This is a genomic window from Pseudorhodobacter antarcticus (assembly GCF_900110135.1).
Classification (GTDB): domain Bacteria; phylum Pseudomonadota; class Alphaproteobacteria; order Rhodobacterales; family Rhodobacteraceae; genus Pseudorhodobacter; species Pseudorhodobacter antarcticus.
Map to the genome: position 1 here is coordinate 70,031 of NZ_FOCO01000008.1, position 22,053 is coordinate 92,083.

15 protein-coding genes are annotated in these 22,053 nt (G+C 60.6%); 6 read left to right on the top strand and 9 right to left on the bottom strand.

Annotated features, from left to right (window positions below):
* Window positions 1–33: 33 nt before the first annotated feature.
* Both rnr and BMY36_RS05830 read left to right on the top strand, forming a co-directional pair.
* Complete coding sequence (rnr, locus tag BMY36_RS05825) at window positions 34–2,283, top strand: ribonuclease R (protein ID WP_050520090.1); 2,250 nt, start codon at window positions 34–36, stop codon at window positions 2,281–2,283.
* A gap of 81 nt (window positions 2,284–2,364) precedes the next feature.
* Window positions 2,365–3,588: a lytic murein transglycosylase gene (locus BMY36_RS05830; protein WP_082224867.1), complete on the top strand. Its 1,224-nt coding sequence runs from the start codon at window positions 2,365–2,367 to the stop codon at window positions 3,586–3,588.
* 30 nt (window positions 3,589–3,618) lie between these two features.
* On the opposite strand, the gene mgrA is transcribed toward BMY36_RS05830, so the two are convergent.
* The 6 genes from mgrA to BMY36_RS05860 all read right to left on the bottom strand — a co-directional run bounded on the left by mgrA (window position 3,619) and on the right by BMY36_RS05860 (window position 10,721).
* On the bottom strand, window positions 3,619–4,647 hold the full coding sequence (gene mgrA / locus BMY36_RS05835; RefSeq protein ID WP_050520091.1) for an L-glyceraldehyde 3-phosphate reductase: 1,029 nt from the start codon (window positions 4,645–4,647) through the stop codon (window positions 3,619–3,621).
* A gap of 108 nt (window positions 4,648–4,755) precedes the next feature.
* Entirely contained in the window at window positions 4,756–6,057 is a 1,302-nt protein-coding gene (gene xylA, locus BMY36_RS05840; RefSeq protein ID WP_050520092.1) for a xylose isomerase, read from the bottom strand.
* The gene (xylB, locus tag BMY36_RS05845) at window positions 6,054–7,490 is read right to left on the bottom strand and encodes a xylulokinase (RefSeq protein WP_050520093.1); all 1,437 of its coding nucleotides are present in this window, start codon (window positions 7,488–7,490) and stop codon (window positions 6,054–6,056) included. Before xylB ends, xylA begins: the two co-directional genes overlap by 4 nt.
* The gene (locus BMY36_RS05850; protein WP_050520159.1) at window positions 7,490–8,248 is read right to left on the bottom strand and encodes an ATP-binding cassette domain-containing protein; all 759 of its coding nucleotides are present in this window, start codon (window positions 8,246–8,248) and stop codon (window positions 7,490–7,492) included. The genes xylB and BMY36_RS05850 overlap by 1 nt, the downstream gene beginning before the upstream one ends.
* Window positions 8,249–8,259: 11 nt before the next feature.
* Window positions 8,260–9,567 carry a sugar ABC transporter permease gene (locus tag BMY36_RS05855; protein WP_050520094.1) on the bottom strand — a complete coding sequence of 436 codons (1,308 nt, stop codon included), beginning with the start codon at window positions 9,565–9,567 and terminating at the stop codon, window positions 8,260–8,262.
* A gap of 128 nt (window positions 9,568–9,695) precedes the next feature.
* On the bottom strand, window positions 9,696–10,721 hold the full coding sequence (locus BMY36_RS05860) for a substrate-binding domain-containing protein (protein WP_050520095.1): 1,026 nt from the start codon (window positions 10,719–10,721) through the stop codon (window positions 9,696–9,698).
* Window positions 10,722–10,937: 216 nt separating this feature from the next.
* On the opposite strand from BMY36_RS05860, the gene BMY36_RS05865 reads away from it, so the two are divergent.
* Together BMY36_RS05865 and BMY36_RS05870 are read left to right on the top strand one after the other, a co-directional pair.
* Window positions 10,938–12,227, top strand: coding sequence for an ROK family transcriptional regulator (locus tag BMY36_RS05865; RefSeq protein ID WP_050520096.1), 1,290 nt, complete (start codon window positions 10,938–10,940; stop codon window positions 12,225–12,227).
* A complete protein-coding gene (locus BMY36_RS05870; protein WP_082224873.1) occupies window positions 12,227–13,729 on the top strand; it encodes a CRTAC1 family protein in 1,503 nt (500 codons plus the stop codon). Before BMY36_RS05865 ends, BMY36_RS05870 begins: the two co-directional genes overlap by 1 nt.
* Here BMY36_RS05870 and BMY36_RS05875 read toward each other — a convergent pair.
* Entirely contained in the window at window positions 13,726–15,048 is a 1,323-nt protein-coding gene (locus BMY36_RS05875; protein ID WP_050520098.1) for a cytochrome-c peroxidase, read from the bottom strand. The genes BMY36_RS05870 and BMY36_RS05875 overlap by 4 nt on opposite strands.
* 152 nt (window positions 15,049–15,200) lie before the next feature.
* Between BMY36_RS05875 and BMY36_RS05880 the strand changes: the two genes are divergently transcribed.
* On the top strand, window positions 15,201–17,015 hold the full coding sequence (locus BMY36_RS05880; protein WP_050520099.1) for an autotransporter assembly complex protein TamA: 1,815 nt from the start codon (window positions 15,201–15,203) through the stop codon (window positions 17,013–17,015).
* A complete protein-coding gene (locus tag BMY36_RS05885) occupies window positions 17,015–20,863 on the top strand; it encodes a translocation/assembly module TamB domain-containing protein (protein WP_050520100.1) in 3,849 nt (1,282 codons plus the stop codon). Before BMY36_RS05880 ends, BMY36_RS05885 begins: the two co-directional genes overlap by 1 nt.
* Here BMY36_RS05885 and BMY36_RS05890 read toward each other — a convergent pair.
* Both BMY36_RS05890 and BMY36_RS05895 read right to left on the bottom strand, forming a co-directional pair.
* On the bottom strand, window positions 20,860–21,702 hold the full coding sequence (locus BMY36_RS05890; protein WP_050520101.1) for a YihY/virulence factor BrkB family protein: 843 nt from the start codon (window positions 21,700–21,702) through the stop codon (window positions 20,860–20,862). The two genes, BMY36_RS05885 and BMY36_RS05890, sit on opposite strands and share 4 nt — an antisense overlap.
* Window positions 21,703–21,804: 102 nt before the next feature.
* Window positions 21,805–22,041 (bottom strand): hypothetical protein, encoded by a 237-nt coding sequence (locus BMY36_RS05895; RefSeq protein ID WP_050520102.1) that lies wholly within the window; start codon window positions 22,039–22,041, stop codon window positions 21,805–21,807.
* Between the last annotated feature and the right edge of the window lie 12 nt (window positions 22,042–22,053).

Below are 22,053 nucleotides of genomic sequence, written 5' to 3' on the forward strand. Positions count from 1 at the left end.
CCCCCGCAAGCGCCGCGTGTTAGGGCTGCGCTTATGGAACAAATGCCTTCAAAACCCCAGATCGTTCAATGGTTGGCGGATAACCCCGGCCTTACCTCCAAACGCGATATCGCCAAGGCGTTCGGCATCAAAGGCAGCGCCCTGCGCATTGAGCTGAAGCGGATGCTGCGCGAGCTGGAGGGGGAAGGCACGCTGGTCAAACAGCACCGCAATTTCCGCGACCCCGATGCCCTGCCGCCCGTGTCCTTGCTGGCGGTTTTGGCGCCTGATGCGGATGGGGATTTGTTTGCCAGCCCTTTGGAATGGACCGGGGACGGTGATGCGCCGCGCATCCTGATTGTTACCAAATCGGGTGACCCGGCGATGGGGGCAGGCGACCGGATTTTGGTACGATTGGAACCTGTGGGCGGCAAAGATTACGCTTATGAAGCGCGCCTTATCCGCAAGCTGGGGTCAAACCCACTGAAACTGCTGGGGATTTTCCGCGCGGAAAGCGAAGGCGGGCGGATTGTGCCTGTCGACAAGAAAGCCGACAAAGAATGGCGTGTGATGCGTGACGGCACCATGGACGCCCGCGATGGTGAATTGGTAGAGGCGGAACAGGCTGGCCCCAAGCGCATGGGCCTGCCCACCGCGCGCATCACGGCCCGTTTGGGCGACCCAAGCGGCCCGCGCGCGATTTCTCTGATCGCCATTCACCAACACGGCATCCCCGACCAGTTCCCCGACAAGGTGGTGGCCGAGGCGGACGCGGCCCAACCCGCCCCCATGGCCAAACGCGAAGATCTGCGCGACATGCCCTTGGTCACCATCGACCCCGTGGACGCGCGTGACCGCGATGATGCGGTTTTGGCGATGCTAGACACCGACCCCGCCAACCCCGGCGGCCATGTGATTTGGGTCGCGATTGCCGATGTGGCCCATTACGTTCGCCCCGGTTCGCAATTGGACCGCGAGGCGAAAAAGCGCGGCAATTCCAGCTATTTCCCTGACCGTGTGGTGCCGATGCTGCCTGACACGCTGTCGGGCGATCTGTGCAGCCTGCACGAAAACGTCGACCGCGCCTGCATGGCCGTGCGGATGGTGCTGGACGCCCATGGGCGCAAAATCAGCCACCGCTTTACCCGCGGGATGATGCGGTCGGTCGCGTCGCTGTCCTATGCGCAGGTTCAGTCCGCGATTGATGGCAACCCCGATGCTGTGACCGAACCTTTGCTGGACGTGCTGCGCCCGCTTTATGCGGCCTACGCTGCGTTGAAACTGGCCCGCGCCGAACGCCAACCGCTGGATTTGGACCTGCCCGAACGTAAGATTATTCTGTCCGACGAAGGCACGGTGTTGTCGGTCGATTATTACCAACGCTTCGACGCGCATAAGGTGATTGAGGAGTTTATGATCCTCGCCAATGTCGCCACCGCCGAGGAATTGGTGCGCATGAAAACGCCCCTGTTGTTCCGCGTGCACGAAGAACCCAGCCCCGAAAAACTGCAAGCGCTGCGCGAAGTGGCGGAGGCGTCTGGGTTTGTGCTGGCCAAGGGGCAGGTGCTGAAAACCTCGCACCTGAACAAACTTTTGGCGCAGGCGGCGGATACTGAATTCAACGAATTGATGAACATCACCACCCTGCGGTCGATGACCCAAGCCTATTACAACCCGCAAAACTTTGGCCATTTCGGGCTGGCGCTGCGCAATTATGCGCATTTCACCTCGCCCATCCGCCGCTATTCGGACTTGATCGTGCACCGCGCCTTGATCGCCGCACATCGTTGGGGCGATGATGGGCTGACCGCTGACGATATTGCGGAGTTGGGCGATACGGCCAAGCAAATTTCCGATACCGAGCGCCGTTCCATGATCGCCGAACGCGACACCACCGACCGCTATTTGGCCGCCTATCTGGCCGACCGGGTGGGTGCGTCGTTTGAAGGGCGGGTGTCGGGCGTCCAACGCTTTGGGCTGTTCGTGAAGTTGAACGATTCAGGTGCGGACGGGCTGGTTCCCATCCGGTCCGTGGGGCGCGAATTTTTCCATTTTGATGCCGATGCGCAGACCTTAATGGGCGCGGACACGGGCCTGACCATCGGCATAGGCCAGCGCGTGACGGTGCGGTTGACCGAGGCGGTGCCTGTGACGGGTGGCTTAATCTTGGAGCTGCTGGAGATTGAAGATCGCGCCTTGCCCCGTGGCCCCACGCCGCGTGGCCGGGGTGGCCCGCGCAAACCGGGGGCGGCGGCGGCGAAAAGCCGGGCGATCAAGCGTAAAGTGGTGCGGCGGCGCAAATAACCGCCCATTCCTTTGCCTCGGCGTTGCCAATCGCGGCCTGTGCCTTACACTGTTTCGAAATATAAAAAGCGAGGCAGCGGTATGCGTATTCTTCTTACTTTGGCGGTGGCGTGCATGGCATCAACTGGTTTTGCAAATCCAACCCCGGTGAATGTCAGCGCCACGGTCCAAGCGGCGGGCGGCGATACGGCGGGCCTGCAAACGTGGCTGGCCGCGTTTCGCACCCGCGCCGCTGCAGTGGGGATTACGGCGGCCACGATGGACGCGAGCCTGGTGGGCTTGGACTATGATCCCGATGTCATCCGCCGCGACCGCAATCAGTCGGAATTTACCAAGACGATTTGGGATTACCTCGACACCGCCGCCTCCGATGATCGTGTCGCCAACGGCCGCGCGGCGTTGCAAAAACATGGGGCCGTGCTGGACCAGATCGCGGCGAAATACGGCGTCGATAAAGAGGTTGTGGTGGCAATCTGGGGCCTCGAAAGTGCTTATGGCACCTTTCGCGGTTCTGTCCGCACCCTGCAATCGCTGGCAACCTTGGCCTATGACGGCAGGCGCGCCGCGTTTTTTGAAGGCGAATTGCTGGCGGCGTTAAAGATCTTGCAAGCGGGCGACACGGTGGCGGCGAATATGCAAGGCAGTTGGGCGGGTGCTATGGGGCACACGCAGTTTATGCCCTCGTCCTTCCTCGCCTATGCGGTGGATTTTGATGGGGATGGCAAGCGCAACATCTGGGGCGATGACCCCACCGATGCGCTGGCCTCAGCCGCTGCATACCTCGCAGGCTTTGGCTGGACCAAAGGCGCGCCTTGGGGGCTGGAAATCACCCTGCCAGCGGGGTTTGATTATGACCAAACCAGCGAGCGGGTGAAAAAACCTGTGGCCGATTGGCAAGCGCTGGGCGTGCGACCCGTGGGCGGCGGCGATTTGCCCGATCATGGCGCGGCGTCTGTGTTGCTGCCCGGTGGGGCGCGGGGGGCGGCGTTTTTGATTTTTTCCAACTTCCAAGTGATCGAACGCTATAACACCGCCGATGCTTATGTCATCGCAATTGGGCATCTGGCCGATATGCTGAAAGGCGGGCCGCGCATTGCAGCCAGCTGGCCCCGCGACCTGCGCGCGTTGACCATGGACGAACGGCTGGATTTGCAGACCCGGCTAACGGCGGCAGGGTTTGACACAAAGGGCGTTGACGGCCGCATGGGGCCAAACACCATCGCAGCTGTCAAAGCGTTTCAGCGGTCCAAGGGCATCATCCCCGATGGTTATCCCAGCACGGAAATTCTGCAAAAACTGCCGTAAGGGGCGGTTCCCCGCCCCCTTGGCGATCTGTTATTCAGCGGATGATCGCGCCCAAAGGTTAATATCTTCCTCGGCGGAAATGCGGTCAATCTCGGCCAATTCAGTGGCTGTAAACTCCAGATTGCCAATGGCGCCTGCGCAATCCACCACCTGTTCGGGTTTTGAGGCACCGATCAACGCCGTGGTAATCCCGCCACCCCGCAGCACCCAGGCAATCGCCATTTGCGCCAGCGTTTGGCCCCGCGCGGTTGCCATCGCATCCAGCGCCCGCACCGAGTCTAACGCGCGATCCGTAATCGTTTCCGGCCTCAAGGATTTGCCCTGCGTGGCCCGGCTGCCCTCCGGGATGCCGCCCAGATATTTCTTGGTCAAAATGCCTTGTGCCAAGGGGGTAAAGGCGATGGACCCAATCCCCAAATCCGCCAGCGTGTCTTTCAACCCGTCCTTTTCCACCCAACGGTTCAGCAAATTATAGCTGGGCTGGTGGATCACGCAGGGCGTGCCCAAATCCTTCAAAATCGCCGCCGCTTGCCGCGTGCGGGCCGAATTATAGCTGGAAATCCCCACATAAAGCGCCCGCCCCGACCGCACGATATGGTCCAGCGCGCCCATGGTTTCTTCCAACGGCGTATCAGGGTCAAAACGGTGGGAATAAAAAATATCGACGTAATCGAGCCCCATCCGCTTTAGCGATGCGTCACAAGACGCAATCAAATACTTGCGGCTGCCCCATTCGCCATACGGGCCCTGCCACATGTTATACCCCGCCTTGGAGGAGATGATTAGCTCATCCCTATACCCCCGAAAATCGGTCGCCAAAATCTCGCCAAACGCGCTTTCCGCGGAACCGGGGGGCGGGCCGTAATTGTTGGCAAGGTCGAAATGCGTGATGCCGTGGTCGAACGCGGTTTGACATATCGCGCGCTTGGTCGCGTGCGGCGTGTCATGGCCAAAATTGTGCCACAGCCCCAGCGACACGGCGGGCAGTTGCAGGCCCGACTTGCCGCAACGGCGATAGCTCATGCGGGAATAACGGTCCTCGGCGGGGGTATATGGCATCAATCACTCCTAAATCTGGTATGGCAGTTTTGCAGCCAGCGGATCAAAGCGCAAGCCTTGCCCATTCATCTTGGTCCAAATACCTCTCCGCCGCTGACCACAACAGCGTTAGACGAATTTATTCCACAGGTTTTCCAACCGTTCCTGCCGCCCCGATTTTGGCTGCGGATTAACATTGCGGGCCAACACATCGGCGGTGATGCTGGTTAAATCGGACTGCAACATCGCGCGCGCACCCTCAGACTCCCAACCCGCATAGCGGTCCCGGCGCAGGGTTTCCAAACTGCCATCGGCCAGCAGCGCCGCCGCCGATTTCAGCGCCCGCGCGCAGGTGTCCATGCCGCCGACATGGGCCAAAATCAAATCCTCAGCGTCCAGCGATTGCCGCCGGATTTTCGCGTCAAAATTGGTGCCCCCGGTGGTGTAGCCGCCCGCGCGCAAAATCTCATAAAACGCCAAGGCTTTTTCGGCGTGGTTGTTGGGAAATTGGTCGGTATCCCAGCCCGATTGGTAATCATTGCGGTTCATATCGATGGAGCCGAAAATCCCCAAACTCGCCGCCGTGGCAATCTCATGCTCAAAGCTGTGGCCTGCCAAAATGGCGTGGCCCTGCTCGATGTTCACCTTCACCTCTTTTTCCAAACCATAGCGGCACAGGAACCCGTACACCGTGGCCACGTCATAATCATACTGGTGTTTGGAGGGTTCTTGCGGTTTCGGCTCAATCAAGATCGCGCCTTTGAAGCCGATTTTGTGCTTATATTCGACCACCATCTGCAAAAAGCGGCCCATATTGTCGGCTTCCACCCGCAAATTGGTGTTCAACAGCGTCTCATACCCTTCGCGCCCGCCCCACAGCACATAGTTTTCACCGCCAAGGCGTTGCGTGGCGTCCATGCAGCCTTTCACCGTGGCGGCGGCATAGGCGAACACCTCGGGGTCGGGGTTGGTGGACGCGCCCGACATCCAGCGTTTGTGGCTGAACATATTGGCGGTGCCCCACAGCAGCTTGGTTTTCGACCCCTCCATCTTGGCGGCGAAATAATCGGTGATTTCTTCAAGGTTGCGCTGGCTTTCCTTGAACGTCGCCCCTTCGGGCCGCGCATCGGCATCGTGGAAACAAAAGTACGGCGCGCCAAGGATATCGAACATTTCAAACGCGACATCGGCCTTCATCCGCGCCAAATCCATGGTGTCGCCAAACCATGGGCGGTCCAGCGTTTGGCCACCAAAGGGGTCGCCGCCGGGCCAGGCAAAACTGTGCCAATAGGCGACAGCAAAGCGCAGATGATCCTCCATCCGCTTGCCCATCAACACCTCATCGGGGTTGTAATGACGGAACGCAAATTCGTTGTCGCTGTCTGGCCCTTCATATGTGATGGTGGGGATGGATTTGAAAAAATCGGTCATGTCAGGGCCTTTATTGCGGTTTGGGCGGCGCGGAATCGGGCATGGCCCGCGTCAAACGCCTGAATTAAGGATGGGTCTGGGTCAACTTGGCGGGCAATCGGGGGCAGGGTGGCGATTTCGGCACCCGCCCCCGTGGCGGCCATAATGGCAAGGCGGGCAGCCCCAAACGCGCCACCAAAATCGCCTGCGCGCGGCACCAACACGGGCACATTCAACGCGGTGGCAATCGCGGCCAGCCAATAATCGGACCGCGCACCACCGCCAACCGCGATCAGTTTTTCCACCCGCGTGCCCGTGGCAGCCAGCGCATCGCGGCAATCGCGGAACGCATATGTCACCCCTTCCAGCACGGCGCGGGTTGCGGCCGCGCGGTCGGTGGCATGTTCCAGCCCGATGAACGCCCCGCGAATGGCGGCATCGTTCAAAGGCGTGCGCTCACCGCCCAAATATGGCAAAAACAACGGCTTGCCGGGGGCGTGCAGCGCGCCAAGGCCGCCCGTCAGGTTCGCCGCCGTGTCGCCCACTAGCCCCGCGTACCAGTTCAGCGCATCAGTGGCGGACAGGATTACCCCCATTTGGTGCCACGTTCCGGGCAGCGCGTGGCAAAACGCATGCACGCCCAAATCGGGCTTGGGTTGATAGCCTGCATTGGCAGCAAACAGCACGCCCGAGGTGCCAAGCGACACAAACGCCTCACCCGCACGCACCACGCCCATGCCCACGCCGGATGCGGCGTTATCACCGCCGCCACCCGCCACGACCACACCCGCAGGCAGGCCCCAACGCGCGCCCAACGCGCTGCGCAGGGTGCCCGACACCGCCGACCCTTCGACCAGCCGGGGCATCTGCGCGCGTGACAATCCGGTGGCTGCCAACAGGTCATCCGACCAATCGCGGGTGCCGGTGTCAAACCAACTGGTGCCCGCCGCGTCCGACATTTCGGCGACTTTTTCACCCGTCAACCAAAGGCGCAAGTAATCCTTGGGCAGCAGCACCGTTGCCACGCGGTCCCAATTGCGGGGCTCATGCGCGCGCACCCATGCCAGTTTTGGCGCGGTGAAACCGGGGAACACGATGTTGCCTGTGATGCGACGAAACATTGGGTCGCCGTCCAGTTTGGCCGCTTGCATTGCGCTGCGGGTGTCGTTCCACAGCATGCAAGGGCGTATCACCTCATCCGCCGCGTCCAGCAGGGTCGCGCCGTGCATTTGCCCTGATAGGCCGATACCACGCACCGCACCAAGTCCATGCTCCGCCAGCGCGTCCATCACGGTTTCCGCCGCCGCAATCCAATCGGCGGGGCTTTGTTCGGCCCACCCATCATACGGGCGTTGCACGGTCAGGGGCGCTGTCGCCTCGGCCAACACAACCTGTGCATCGTCAATCAAAACACCCTTCAGGCCCGATGTGCCCAGATCGAGGCCAATATACATCACGTGGCCTTTTCGGGTTTTTTGCCCAAAATGATCATGCTTAACAAATCTTCGTCCGTCACCTCATCCACCTTGACCGTACCCACCAACTGCCCATTTTTCATCACCGACGCGCGGTCGCACAGCTTCATCACGTTGTGAATGTCATGTTCGATCAGGAAAATCCCAAGGCCCTGCTTTTTCAGCTCCTCAATCAACTCCGATACCATTTGGGTTTCTTGCGGGCCAAGGGCGGCGGTGGGTTCATCCATAATCAAGATGCGGGCGTTGAAATACACCGCGCGCGCGATGGCCACCGATTGGCGCTGCCCACCCGAAAGCGCCGACACCGGTACGTTGAACTTTTTGAAATTCGGGTTCAAACGGTGCATGATCTTGCGGGTTTCCGCCTCCATCAAGCTGTCGTTCACAAAACCGAATTTGCTGACCAATTCGCGCCCCAAAAACAGGTTCGATGCGGCGTCCAGATTGTCGGCCAGCGCCAAAGTCTGATAAATCGTCTCAATATTTTGCGCCCGCGCATCGCGGGGGTTTTCGATGCTGACAGGTTTGCCATCAATCAAAATTTGCCCTGAATCGGCTTGGTACGCGCCTGACAGGCATTTGATCAACGTCGATTTGCCCGCGCCGTTGTGGCCCAGCAACCCGACCACCTCGCCGGGGTACAAATCCACCGTCACGCGGTCAACCGCCTTGATGCCGCCAAAGGAGATGGAGATGTCGCGCAGTTCCACCAAAGGCTGGTTTGAATTGGTCATGGTGGGCCCTTTCACTTCACGGTTTTGCGGTAAAGGTTGTCGAGATACACTGCCAAAACCAGCACCGAGCCGACGACGATTTGCTGCACAGACGTGTCAAATCCGATCAACACCATCCCGGTTTGCAGGCTTTGCATCACCAGCGCACCCAGGATTGCGCCATAAATCGTGCCCACGCCCCCTGCCAGTGAGGTGCCCCCAATCACGGCGGCGGCGATAACGTACAGCTCATCAAACACCCCCAGCGCGTTGGTCGCGGAATTGAGGCGCGCCGATGCAACGACCCCCGCCAAGCCTGCCAGCATCCCCATCAAAGCAAAGATTTTCAGCGTCATCCACTTGGTGTTGATGCCCGCCAGTGCCGCCGCTTCGGGGTTGCCACCGATCGCAAACACATAGCGGCCAAAGCGGGTGCGGGTCATCAAAATGGTCATAAAGATACCCACCGCGACCAAAATCAGCACGGGAATGGCAAAGCCGTGGCTGATAAACAGCCCCTCAGGTGGCACAGTGATGTTGTTGGCGGTGGCATAGGCGTTGACGATGCCGCGCGGCCATGGATAGGCGTTGACCAGCAGCACCGCGCCAATGATCGTGCCGCAGCCGACCACGGCCAAAAACACCTCGGCCCACATTGGGCGCAGTTTGAAATCATGCTCTTGGCGCAGTTTGCGGCCCGAATGCAGCATCCACACCACGCCCACGCAGGCTAAAATACCCGCAATCCAACTGCCCGTTTCGCCCACCGCGCCATAAGGGCCACCGCCCAGCAATGCAAAGCTTGGGTCCACTGGCGAAATCGTGCGACCGCCCGCAGACAGGAACGCGCATCCGCGCCACACCAACAGGCCGCCCAGCGTCACGATGAACGCTGGGATGCCGCGATAGGCAATCAACCAGCCTTGGAATGTGCCAATAATCGTGCCCGCAATCATGCCAACAACCACCGTGATCACCCAGATCATCGGGTGCCCCAGTCCAAGGTACTGCGGCAAGATGTTGACCTGCAAAATCCCCATGATCATCGCGGTCAGGCCCAACACGGCCCCCACAGAAAGGTCAATGTTGCGGGTCACAATCACCAACACCATGCCCGTGGCCATAATTCCGATCGATGATGTTTGCACCGACAGGTTCCACAAGTTGCGCGGCGTTAGGAAATAGCCGCCATTGCCAAATATCGCGCCGTAAAAATGAAAGCCGAACCAGATCAGCATCAGCGCGCCGATCATCCCCAGCAGGCGGGTGTCAATTTCCGTGGCGCGCAAAAACCGCGTCAGGGGCGATCCATTCTGGCCTTGTGGGGATGTATCACTCATGTCCAGGTCCGCGCGCTTGCAGGCATGACAACGGGCAGGGGCCGGATGGGCCCAAGCGGTGTCAGTCTGTGGATGAAGGAAAAAATCGGCACCGCAACATGTGTGCGGTGCCGGACAGAAAGGGTCGCTTACATGCAGGCAGCAACGCCCGCAGCCGCACCTTCACAGGCCATTTCCTTGGTGATGTGACCTGCGTCAATCGCCTCACCCAGCGTGTCTTTGGTGATCGGGGTTGGCGACAACAGAATGGCGTTCATCTCAATCCCTTTTTCGCCGCCATTGAACTTGCCAGCACCTGCAATCGCGTCCAGCGCCGTGCCATTGGCCAGTGCGGATGCAATTTCACCCGCTGCTTTGCCCAACTGACGGCTGTCTTTCCACACCGAAACGGTCTGGCTGCCACGCGCCACACGGTTGATCGCGGCCAAATCGCCGTCCTGGCCGCCCACGGGAATAACCAAGCCCTGTGCTGCCAGCGCTGCAATCGCACCACCCGCCATGCCGTCGTTTTGCGACAGAACCGCATCCACGCCGTTGTTGTTGGCGGTCAGGATTTGCTCCATGTTCTTTTGCGCATTTTCAGGCTTCCAGCCGTCAGAAAACGCCTCGCCCACGATTTTGATCTTGCCGGATGCCACATCCGCGCCAATCACTTCCATCATGCCCGACAACAGGAAAGCTGCGTTCGGATCACCGGGGTCGCCCTTGATGATCGCGTAATTGCCTTCTGGCACCAGCTTTTGCACCTCTTGCGCGATGATCGAACCGACACCTTTGTTGTCAAAGGTCAGATAAAACGTGCGATCATCTTCGATCAGGCGGTCATAGCCGACCATCGGCACGCCTTCGGATGCGGCTTTGTCAATCGCTGGCCCAATGGCGTCTTTGTCCCAGGCGTTGATGATCAGCGCGTCAACGCCTTGCGCCAGCAGCGCCTCGATGTCGGTCAACTGCTTGGCGGATGATGATTGCGCATCGGACGAAATATAAGTGTCGCCCGCCGCTTCAATCGCGGTTTTCATCGCGGCTTCGTCAATCTTCCAGCGCTCTTCTTGAAAGCTGGCCCAAGATACGCCGATCTTTTTACCTTCGGCCAGTGCTGCCGATGAAAATCCAACTGTGGCCATAACGGCCAGCAAAATTGCGTTACGCATGTTTTTCCTCCCTGTGGAAACGACCCTTTGCGGGCCGGTCCGACGGATTCGTCGGTACAAGCAACAAAATAGGCGATAATAAATTCAGTTGTCAAAATAAAAATATTTGCCACAATGGCGAAAACATCGATCAGCCCAAATTTTGCTGCAGCGCGGCGGGACATTTTGGGAAAATGTTGAAAATATGGTGTTTTTAATTCGAGAAGTGAAAATAACATGCCGCAAGTGCGAAATGACCTCGCGATAAACGCCGTGCCGGGCTGTGGCCCGCTTATTCCGGCGCTGTCTGATTCTTTGCGTCCCTTGCGTCAGCAAATCTTTGAACGGGTGCGCGCGGCAGGCACAATCGCGCGGGTGCAGGTCGCCAAAGAGCTGTCTGTCAGCCCCGCCTCGGTCACTTTGGGCGTGTCGGAACTGATCGACGCGGGCTTGGTAGAGGAAGGTGTTTCCCCGCGAGAGGGGGACGCAGGGCGCGGTCGGCCTGCGGTGGCGCTGGGCGTGCGGGCAGATGCGCACCGGGTCGCGGGGATGAAGCTGTCGGACCGCGAACACACTGCCGTTATCCTTGATTTTGCCGGAAACTTAATCGCAACGGAATCTGCCCCCCGCACCCCCGGCCCGATGCCCCAATCCCAGCTTTTGGCCGCAATGACCGATCTGTTGGACCGCGTTTGCGCCAATGCGGGCCTGTCGCGCGGTGATCTGTCCGCGCTGGGCCTTGGCCTGCCGGGGTTTGTGGATGCGCAAAAGGGGCAGGTGATGTGGTCGTCGGTGATGGCGGACCGGGGCGTTGATCTGGCAGCGATCGCCACGCGTTATTTGGGCCTGCCCGTGCATATCGATAACGACGCCAATGTGGTGACGCTGGCAGAATTGTGGTTCGGCGCGGGGCGGGGCCTTTCGGATTTTGCCGTGGTGACCATCGAACATGGCGTGGGCATGGGCATCGTTATCAACCACCGCATTTACCGCGGCGCGCAAGGGTTGGGGATGGAATTGGGCCACACCAAGGTGCAGTTGGATGGTGCCCTGTGCCGCTGCGGCCAGCGCGGCTGCCTAGAGGCCTATGTCGCCGATTACGCCCTTGCACGCGAGGCGACCACCGCACTGAACTGGACCGCCAAAGACGGTCAATCCATAAACGTTTTGCTGGAAAGCCTGCATGACCACGCCAAGGCGGGCAATGCCGCCGCGCGGTCCATTTTTCACCGGGCGGGGCGGTATTTGGCTGTGGGGCTGTCGAATGTTGTCAACATCTTTGACCCGTCGCTGATTATCCTGAGCGGCGAGAGAATGCGATACGATTATCTTTATGCCGCCGAAACGCTGGCCGATATGGACAATTTGGCGATTGTGACGGGCCGTCCCCGCCCGCCTATCCAAATCCATGCGTGGGGGGATATGCTGTGGGCGCAAGGGGCCGCCGCATTGGCCTTATCTGCCGTGACCGATAGCCTGTTGTCGGGCGCGCGCGATGTCGCGACCCGAGAGGTGGCCGCCGAATGATGCGCCTGTGTTTTGCCCTGCTGGCCCTGCTTGCCGCCCCCGCCCAGGCCGACCCGCGTTTTACCAACCGCGCCGCAACCCTTGCCAACCCGCCGATTTATGGGGGGGAGTGGGAGCATTTCGTTGGCGGCGGCGTGGCGATCTTTGACTGCGATGCGGATGCCCGCCCCGATCTGTTTGTCGCAGGCGGCACCAACCCCGCACACCTGTTGCGCAACACCAGTGCGCCCGGTGGCGAAGTGGCCTATGGCCCGGTGGATATTGCGGAAACGCTGGGCGTTACAGGTGCTTACCCCATCGACATCAACGGCGATGGCATCCTTGACCTTGCTGTTTTGCGTGTCGGCCCCGACCAATTTTGGCAAGGCTTGGGCGATTGCAAATTCCGCGATGCGACCGCCGATTGGGGCCTGACCAATGGTGATCGTTGGTCCACCGCCTTTACCGCGACGTGGGAGGCGGGCCAAGATTGGCCCACGTTGGTGATCGGCCATTACGTCGACCGCAACCGCCCCGATGGCCCGTTTGAGGCGTGCGATGACAACAGCCTGTACCGCCCTACGCCGCAGGGATATGGCGAGGAAACCACCATCTCCCCCGGCTATTGCGCCTTGTCGATGCTGATTTCCGATTGGACCCGCAGCGGTACCCCCGACCTGCGCATTTCCAACGACCGCCATTACTACGTTCGCGGCGGGTATGAGGAGATGTGGCACCTGAACCCTCTTGCCCCCTATGATCCCGCCGAATGGCCGCGGATATCGCTGTGGGGCATGGGCATCGCCAGCCGCGATATTACGGGCGATGGGTTGCCCGAGGTGATGATGACCTCGATGGGCGACCAATTGCTGCAAATCAACCGGGGCGGGCGGATGGAAAATGCGCCCTTTGGCATCGGCACCTATGCGCACCAGCCGTATTTGGGCGATGATGGGCGGCCCAGCACGGGCTGGCACGCCGAATTTGGCGATATGGACAATGACGGGCGCGATGATCTGTTTATCGCCAAGGGCAACGTTGATCAAATGCCATCCAACGCGATGCGCGACCCCAATAACCTATTGATGCAAGGCGCGGATGGGGTGTTTGTGGAGACGGGCGCACAGGCGGGCATCGCCACGCTGGACCGATCACGCGGCGCCGGGCTGGTTGATTTGAACGCCGATGGGCGGCTTGACATCGTGGTGGTGAACCGCCGCGCGCCCATGGAGATTTGGGAAAATCAGGGTGACGCGGGCAACTGGCTGTCCGTCCTTTTGCAAGGGGCTGGGCGCAACACGCAGGCGGTGGGCGCATGGGTCGAACTGCGCGTGGGCGAAAGGGTCCAAGCGCGTGAGGTGACGGTGGGTGGTGGCCATGTGTCGGGCCAAGCGGGGCCGCTGCATTTCGGCCTTGGCACGGCGGATGCGGGCGACATTAGGGTGATCTGGCCCGATGGGACGGTGGGCGATTGGCAAGCGGTGCAAGCCAACACACCCATCACCCTTACCGCGCCGAACTAGCGATCAATCGGCAAACCACTTGGCACAGCGTCGGGTATCCCCAACCGCCCGGCAATTGCTGTGGGATCGGTCAAACTGTTCAAAAACGCCATGATCGCATCGGCGTCATCCGCCGTCAGCACCACGTCCGGGGTGGCTACGGCGGCCACAATCGCAGCGCCCTCCGCCACATCGCCCAACACGGCCCAATCAGGCTTTTTCGCTTCAAACACAGGCAAGGTTGCCGCCGCGACATATCCCGCATAGCCCGCGTTGGGGGCTGCGTGATAGGTCACGAACTCGCGCAAATCGGAATGGCCGCCCGCATGACCCCACGGCCCGGTCGCGGTTACGTTGCGCAAGGACGGCGTGCGAAAGGCATAGGCATCCTCCGCCCGGTTGGTTACGCGCATCCGGCCTTTGTCTTGCTGGCTCAACTCAAACCGTTCCGCCTTGCCGGGGCCCAGCTGCGGCGCGCCCATCGCGTGGAAACCCTGATCGGTCAACAGCGGCCCCGAATGACACGCAGCACAGCCCGCATCGCCGTAAAACAGCGCGGCCCCTTTGGCGGCCAGTGGTGGCAATTCGCCCCCCGCCAACCACCCATCAAACGGCGCGTCGGTGGCCCGCCATTCCACGCTGATAAACGCCGCAATCGCGTTGGAAATATCGGTGAAATGCACAGGTTCGCCGCCCGCAATCGCCGGGTACACCGCCTTGAACTGCGCGTCATAGGCGGGAATGGCCGCCACCCGCGCCGCAATTTTCTCCCACGCGCCATTTGGCCCGGTCAATTGCCCGGTGCGCACCGCCTTGGACACTTCGTTTTCGCCGTAATGCCCGGCCATTTCATCCGGCGACAGCACCGGAAACATGCTTTGCGCTGACAAGAGCGAGGCGAAACCGCTGACCATTTCATCCTCCAGCGGGGTGCGAAAACCAGATGCGCGGGTGGCGTCCGCCTCAATCCGGCCATCGTGGAAAATGGTGCGCAGGTCGATTATGCCAAGGTTGAACAACGCGGGCGCGTTGCGCGGGATGCGCTGTTCGGGCAAATTATCCGCATCGCCCACGCGTGCAGGCCCAAGGCCACGCCCGCCTTCGCCCAGCGACAAAGACACCCCATCGCCTGTGCCGAACTTTGGATGATGGCAGGTGCCGCAGGAAATATTGCGGTTGCCCGACAGTTCGGCATCCCAAAACAACTGCTGGCCCAAAGTCACCTCTGCCGCGCTGTGGGCGCGAAAATCGGCATCGGTCAAAGGGGCGGGACGGGTCTGGGCAACGGCGGGCAAGGCAAAGCTGGCGCAGAGTAAAGCAAGGGGCAGGTGATGTGTCATGGGTCCTCCTGCCCGCAACATAAGCGATATTTTTGATTCTGCGGAACCAAAAACGCCATGGATTGTTTCACTTGAGTACACGATCACCGATTCGTTTCGTTGTATGTTCACGGATAAAATGCGATGTTGGGAAAAATAAAAAACCAAAAGGCATGCGGCGGATGGTAAAGGTCAAGGACCAAGGATGGGGGGCCGCGGCACTTGTGCTTGGCGCAGGGTTGTTTGTCACGCCTGCCCACGCCTTGGATCAGGTGGATTTCACGGTGCTGGGCGGGGACGCGGCGGTTGAAACCAGCTTGCGCGGTGCCTCCTTTTTGCTGGCCGCACAGGCCGAAGGCAGCAGCAATGACCAAGATTTGTTCGCCACCGCCCGCGCCGAATATGGCCGCCTTTTGGGTGCGCTTTATGCGATGGGCCGCTATTCTGGCGTCATCGAAATTCGCATTGATGGGCGCGAGGCGGCGGATATCGCCCCCTTGGACACCCCCAAAAACATCCGCCGCATCGCGCTCACCGTCAATCCCGGCCCTGCCTTTACCTTTGATGTGGCGCGCGTTGGCCCGCTGGCGGCGGACACGGCCCTGCCCAAAGGTTTTGCCAAAGGCCAAGTTGCGCAAAGCGATGTGATTTCGGTTGCGGCAGGGGCGGCGGTGGATGGGTGGCGTACGGCGGGCCATGCCAAGGCCACGGTCACGGACCAAGACATCACCGCCGATCACGCAGCGGCCACGCTGGACGCCAAACTTACCGTCACCGCTGGCCCTCGCCTGCGCTTTGGCCCCTTGGCGGTGCAGGGGCAAGACCGCATGGAACTGCGCCGCATCGTCAAAATCGCGGGCCTGCCCACGGGCGAACAATTCAGCCCCGAGGCGTTGGAGGATGCGGCGGAACGTCTGCGCCGCACCGGTATTTTCCGTTCCGTGGCGCTGGAGGAAGATGCAGACATCACCGCCCCCGACACTTTGGGCATCACCGCAAAGCTGGTCGAGGAACGGCCCCGCCGGTTCGGTTTCGGGGTCGAAGTGGCCAGCAGCGAAGGCGCCAAAGTCAACGGGTTCTGGCTGCACCGCAACTTGCTGGGCGGGGGCGAACGCCTGCGCGTTGACGGCGAAATCGCCCAGATCGGTGCGCAAAACAGCGGCGTCGATTACAGTCTTGGCGTCACCTTGGACCGCCCCGCCACCCTTAGCGCCGATACCACAGGCACCGCGTTTTTCCGCATCGGCCATGAGGCGGAGGAGGATTACACCCAAGATTTTGTAGAAACCGGCCTTGGCTTCACACAGTATGTTTCGCGCGAAATGACCGCGCGGGTGGGGCTTGAATATTCGCAATATCAGGTGAAATTTGCCACAGGCAGTGTTGATTTTCGCACCCTTGGCCTGCCCGTTGGCGTGAATTGGGACAAACGCAATTCCAAAACTGACGCGACAAAAGGGTTCTATATTGATGCCGAGGCGGCACCGTTTTTGGGCTTTGGCGGCACTGCATCGGGGCTGCGGCTGGAACTGGATGCGCGCGCCTATCGCGGTTTTGGCGTGAATGACCGCATCACCTTGGCCGGGCGCGTGCAATTGCGCGGGGTCGAAGGCGGCGACATCACCACCCTGCCGCCGGAATATTTGTCCTATTCGGGCGGTGGCGGCACCGTGCGCGGGCAGGAATACCGATCGCTTGGTTTTGCGTCCGCGCGCACGGGGCGATTGACGGGCGGCACCGGGTTTGTCGGCGCATCGGTAGAGGTGCGCACGAAAGTGACCGACACCATCGGCATCGTCGGTTTTGCCGATTATGGGCGCATCGCCTCATCAGGGTTGTTTGGCGGTCAAACGCTGGACCATGCGGGGGCGGGGCTTGGCGTGCGCTATGCGACCGGATTGGGGCCAATTCGGCTGGATGTTGCTGCCCCGGTGTCGGGCGGTAAGGGCGGCGTGCAAATCTACATCGGCATTGGACAGTCGTTTTGATGCGCGCGTTTTGGATATCGCTGTTGTGCCTTTTGGTGCTGCCTTTCACCGTTTTGGCGCAATCGGATGACCGCGATGTGCTGACCGCGTTTATCGAGGATAATCTGTCCGGCGCGGGCCGAAAGGTCACTGTCACAGGCTTCAGCGGGGCGTTTTCATCGCGCGCGGAAATCGAAACCTTGACCATCGCGGATGAAACCGGCGTTTGGCTGACCCTGAACAAAGTTGTCTTGGATTGGAGCAGGGCCAGCCTGCTGGTCGGCGTGGTTGATGTGACCGAACTGGTCGCGGATGAAATTATCGTGGCGCGCAAACCCATTGCCCCCGCCAACGCTGTGCCAACGCCCGAAGCGCAGGGTTTTTCCCTGCCCGAACTGCCCGTGTCCATCAGCATCAAACAGCTGGAGGCCAAGCGGATTGTCCTTGGCGAAACCGTCATTGGCCAGCCGATCCAAGGGTCGCTGACCGCGTCTGCCAATCTGAATGGCGGCGAAGGCAGCGTCGATCTGGATATTTTGCGCGATGATGCCGGGCCGGATGGTCGCGTCACCCTCAAGGCCACCTATGCCAACGCCAACCGCGAACTGACGCTGGATTTAAGCGCTGCGGAAGGTGCGGATGGCATCGCCGCCAACCTTTTGGACCTGCCGGGCCGCCCCTCGGTCGATCTGACGGTGGCAGGCAGCGGCCCCTTGGATGATTTTGCCGCCACGCTTGATTTGCGCACCGACGGCGCGGACCGTTTGCAAGGGATGTTGACCCTGCAAGGCGAAACCGATGGGGCGCAACGCCTGTCGGTGGATATTTCGGGCGATGTCGCCCCCTTGTTCCTGCCCGATTATGCCGCCTTTTTCGGCCCCGAAATCGCGGTAACGGCAGCGGCGCTGCGCCAACCTTCGGGTCAGTTGGACCTGACCGCGCTGTCCATCCAAGCCCGCGCACTGCAACTGCAAGGGTCGGCCATCATCGCCACCGATGGTCTGCCGCAGCGCTTGGCCTTGACCGGAACGCTGGGCCTGCCCGATGGCAGCCCGGTGTTGCTGCCTTTGGGCGGTGATATGGAAACCCGCGTGGTGGGGGCCGATATTTCGTTGGGGTTCGATGCCACGACAGGGGATGGTTGGAAAACCGCCCTGTCCCTGCGCGGTCTGTCGCGCGCCGATGTCACGCTGGACCGCGCCACCCTAAAAGGGTCCGGGCGCATCAACCGCCGGGCGGGTGCGGGCGGCACGGTTGTGGGCGGCACGCTGAATTTCGCCGCCACGGATGTGGATTTGACCGATGCCGCATTGGCGCAAGCATTGGGGCGCGATCTGACCGGGCGATTGGTGTTTGACTGGCAGCAAGGCGGGTTGGGCCTGCGCATTGGGCGGCTGGAGCTGGTTGAGGATGGCTATACCATCGCCGCCTCTGCCCGGTTTGATGATTTTGAAAGTAGGTTTCGCACGCGCGGCAGCGTTGATGCGCAATACCGCGATTTGGGTCGGTTGACCGCGCTGGCTGGCCGCCCCCTAAGTGGTGAAGCCGCCTTTCGCCTTAGCGGGCAAGTGATCCCGCTGGGCGGCCAATTTGATGTGACGGGCAGCGTGGCGGGCACAAATATCACCTTGGACGTGGCCGAGGTGGACAATTTGCTGCGCGGTGGTTCAACCATCAGCTTTGCCGCCGCCCGGTCCAAACAAGGCACGTTTTTGCGCCAATTGGATGTGACCGCGCAGGCATTGACCGCCAGCGCATCGGGCAAATTGGCATCGGATGGCAGCGACATTACGGCCAAGCTGCGGTTCGATGATCTGGCGGTTTTGGGTGGCCCGTACCGTGGCGCGCTGTCGGCGGATGCCAGCTTTTCGGGCACGCCTGCGCTGGGGCGGCTCACGCTGGACGGGATCGGCACCAATCTGAAAATTGGCCAAGCACAGGCCGATGCGCTGACCACAGGCGACAGCCGCTTGGCGCTGGTTGTCGGATTGCGCGATGGACGGTTGGATTTGGAAACCGCTACCTTGTCCAACCCGCAAATCAGCGCCGATGCCAAAGGGTTTTATGACGCGGCAGGCAGCGATATCACAGCGCAGATCAGCTTGCCCAACCTTGCGCCGCTTGGCCCCGGCTACCGCGGCGGGTTGAAAGCCGTTGCCACCGCCAAAGGCACGCTGGACGCGGGCCGGGTCGATGTGACGGGCACGGGCAGCAGCCTTGCGATTGGCAATGCGCAGGCCGACAGCCTGCTGCGCGGCCAAACCACGCTGACCGCTGGTGCCACTTTTCAAAACCGCCGCATCCAGATTGAACGCGCCACCCTGTCCAACCTGCAACTGCAAGCCAGTGCCACAGGCAGTGTCACCGACGCCCTGCGCGAGGTGAAATTAGAGGCGCGGCTAGCCAATCTTGCACTGCTGGTTCCCGATTTTGCGGGCGCTGTCACGGTGTCGGGCCGCGCCAGTGAAAACGGCAACGGCGTGACGCTGGATTTGCAAAGCACCGGGCCGGGCGGCATTGATGCGCGGGTTGCGGGGCGGCTTGCCCCAGGATTTCGCAACGCGGATTTGACGATCACGGGCAGCGCGCAGGCCGCCCTTGCCAACGCTTTCCTTGGGGCGCGGTCGGTGTCGGGGCAAACCCAGTTTGATCTGGCGCTAAATGGCCCCTTGGCGCTGTCGTCGCTGTCTGGCACGGCGCGGCTGTCGGGGGGGCGTTTTTCCGCGCCAAACCTGCCCTTCAACCTTGAAAACCTAACCGCAACCGCCACGTTGGGCGGCAATGCCGTGCAAGTGAATGTGGCCGCAAACCCCAACATGGGCGGCAATTTGTCCGTCACAGGCGGGGTTGGTCTGTCGGCACCCAACACCGCCAATCTGCAAGTGGCGCTGCGCGATATGATTTTGAAAGACCCCGATCTTTATCAAATCCAACTTAGCGGTGATCTGACCGTGACAGGCCCGCTGGCAGGGGGCCGACAGACTGGGGGCGCTATGATTGGCGGCCAAATTTCGGTGCGCGAGGCCGAGTTTCGCGTGCCTACCAGCGGGTTTTCGGCCATCGGCTCCCTGCCGGGGCTGAAGCATAAAAATGAAACTGCCGCCACGCGCCAGACCCGTTATAAAGCCGGATTGATCGACCTTGGCGCGGGCGGCGCCAGCCCCCAATCCCGGCCTTTTGGGCTGAACGTAACAATCGACGCCCCATCGCGCCTGTTCATTCGCGGGCGGGGCATTGATGCCGAAATGGGCGGGCGTGTCGCGCTGCGTGGCGATACCAATGCGGTTGTTCCCAGCGGCAGCTTCGATCTGATCCGGGGGCGCTTGGACATTTTGGGCAAGCGGATGGTACTGGACCAAGGGCAATTGCTGCTGCAAGGCGATCTGATCCCCACCATCGACATCACCGCCAGCAATGATGCGGATGGCGTGACCACCCGCGTGATGATCAAAGGCCCGGCAGATGACCCCGAAATCACCTTCGGTTCCACCCCCGAATTGCCGCAAGAGGAGGTATTGGCCCGCCTGCTGTTTGGCAAAGGCATCCAGACCATTTCAGCCTTGCAAGCGGCGCAATTGGCAAACGCCGTGGCCACCCTTGCGGGTCGGGGCGGCGAAGGGATTGTGTCAAAGCTGCGCAAAAACTTTGGGTTGGATGATTTCGACGTGACCACCGATGCCGATGGGAATGTGTCGGTCAGGGCCGGGAAATACATTTCCAAACGGGTTTATACAGAGGTGGAGGTGGACCAAAAGGGCCGCAGCCAGATCAACCTGAACCTTGATCTGAAAAAGGATGTGACGGTGCGCGGGTCGGTGGGGGCTGATGGGCAAGCGGGCATCGGCGTGTTTATTGAAAAAGATTATTAAAGCGCGCGGTTAGGGGCGGCGCGCTGCGCCTCCAATTCTGCGTTCAACGCGGCCCCCAACAGCACCACAAACGCCGATAGGTAAAACCACATCAACAGCGCCACCACCGCCCCGATGGAGCCGTAAACCTGATTGTAATTGGCGAAATTCGACAGATAAAACACCAACCCCCGCGACACCGCGACCCATAAAACCACCGACAACAACAGACCCGGTATCACCTTGCGCTGGTCGTGATCTTGTTTCGTGCGGTTGGGCCCAAGGCGGTATGCCAGCGTAATACTGGCCATCACCAACATCATTCCCAGCAAAAAATTGGCTGCCCCCAAGGCGATCACAGCCGACTTGCCCAAAGGCAAAAACCCCAGCACCAAGGGCACGATAACCGCCAACACCATCCCCGACAGCACCAAGCCAATCAAAACCAACGTCAGCACAAAGGCGCGCAGCACATGGCGCAACCCGCTGCGATGCGGCAACCCGTGGATTGCATTCAACCCTGAAATCAGCGCACTTACTCCCGCGCGCGCCGACCACAGCGCAAACAGCGTGGACAGCAAGGTGGTTACCCCCAAGCTGCTGGTATTGGTCGCTAAAATGCGCTGCACTTGCCCGTTCAGCAAATCAAACGCATCCTTTGGCAAATAGTTTTGCGCCAGTGCCAATTGGGTTTCCACCACTGCCGGATCTGCGGCAAACCCCCAAATCGTAATCACTGCCGCCAAGGCTGGGAAAATCGCCAGAAAGCCGAAAAAGCCAATGCCCGCCGCGATCAACCCAATTTCTGAATGTGTGACACGCTGCCAGACGCCGTGGATCGTCTTTAAGGTGAGGGTCATGCAAAGCCTAATGTTGTTAAAATATAATTTTAACAGCGCCTTGCCCGAAATGCAAAAAGCCCGTCAAAGACGGGCTTTTTGACACTCTGACCAAGCTGCAGATCAGTGGCTGCCGGAATCGGATTCCGCTGCGGCGACGCTTGCAACAGCAGCGACAACTGCAACTGCAACGGTGACGGCTGTCGTAACGCCGATACCTGCAATTGTGCCGGTTGCTGCTGTTGTTGTCACAGCGCTGCCTGCTGCTGCAGGTGCTGGTGCGGGCGCAACGGCCTGCGCCATAGCAAAGGAGGACGACGCAATAACTGCGGAAACGGCAAGGGCGGCGACGGTTTTCATCTCAATAATCTC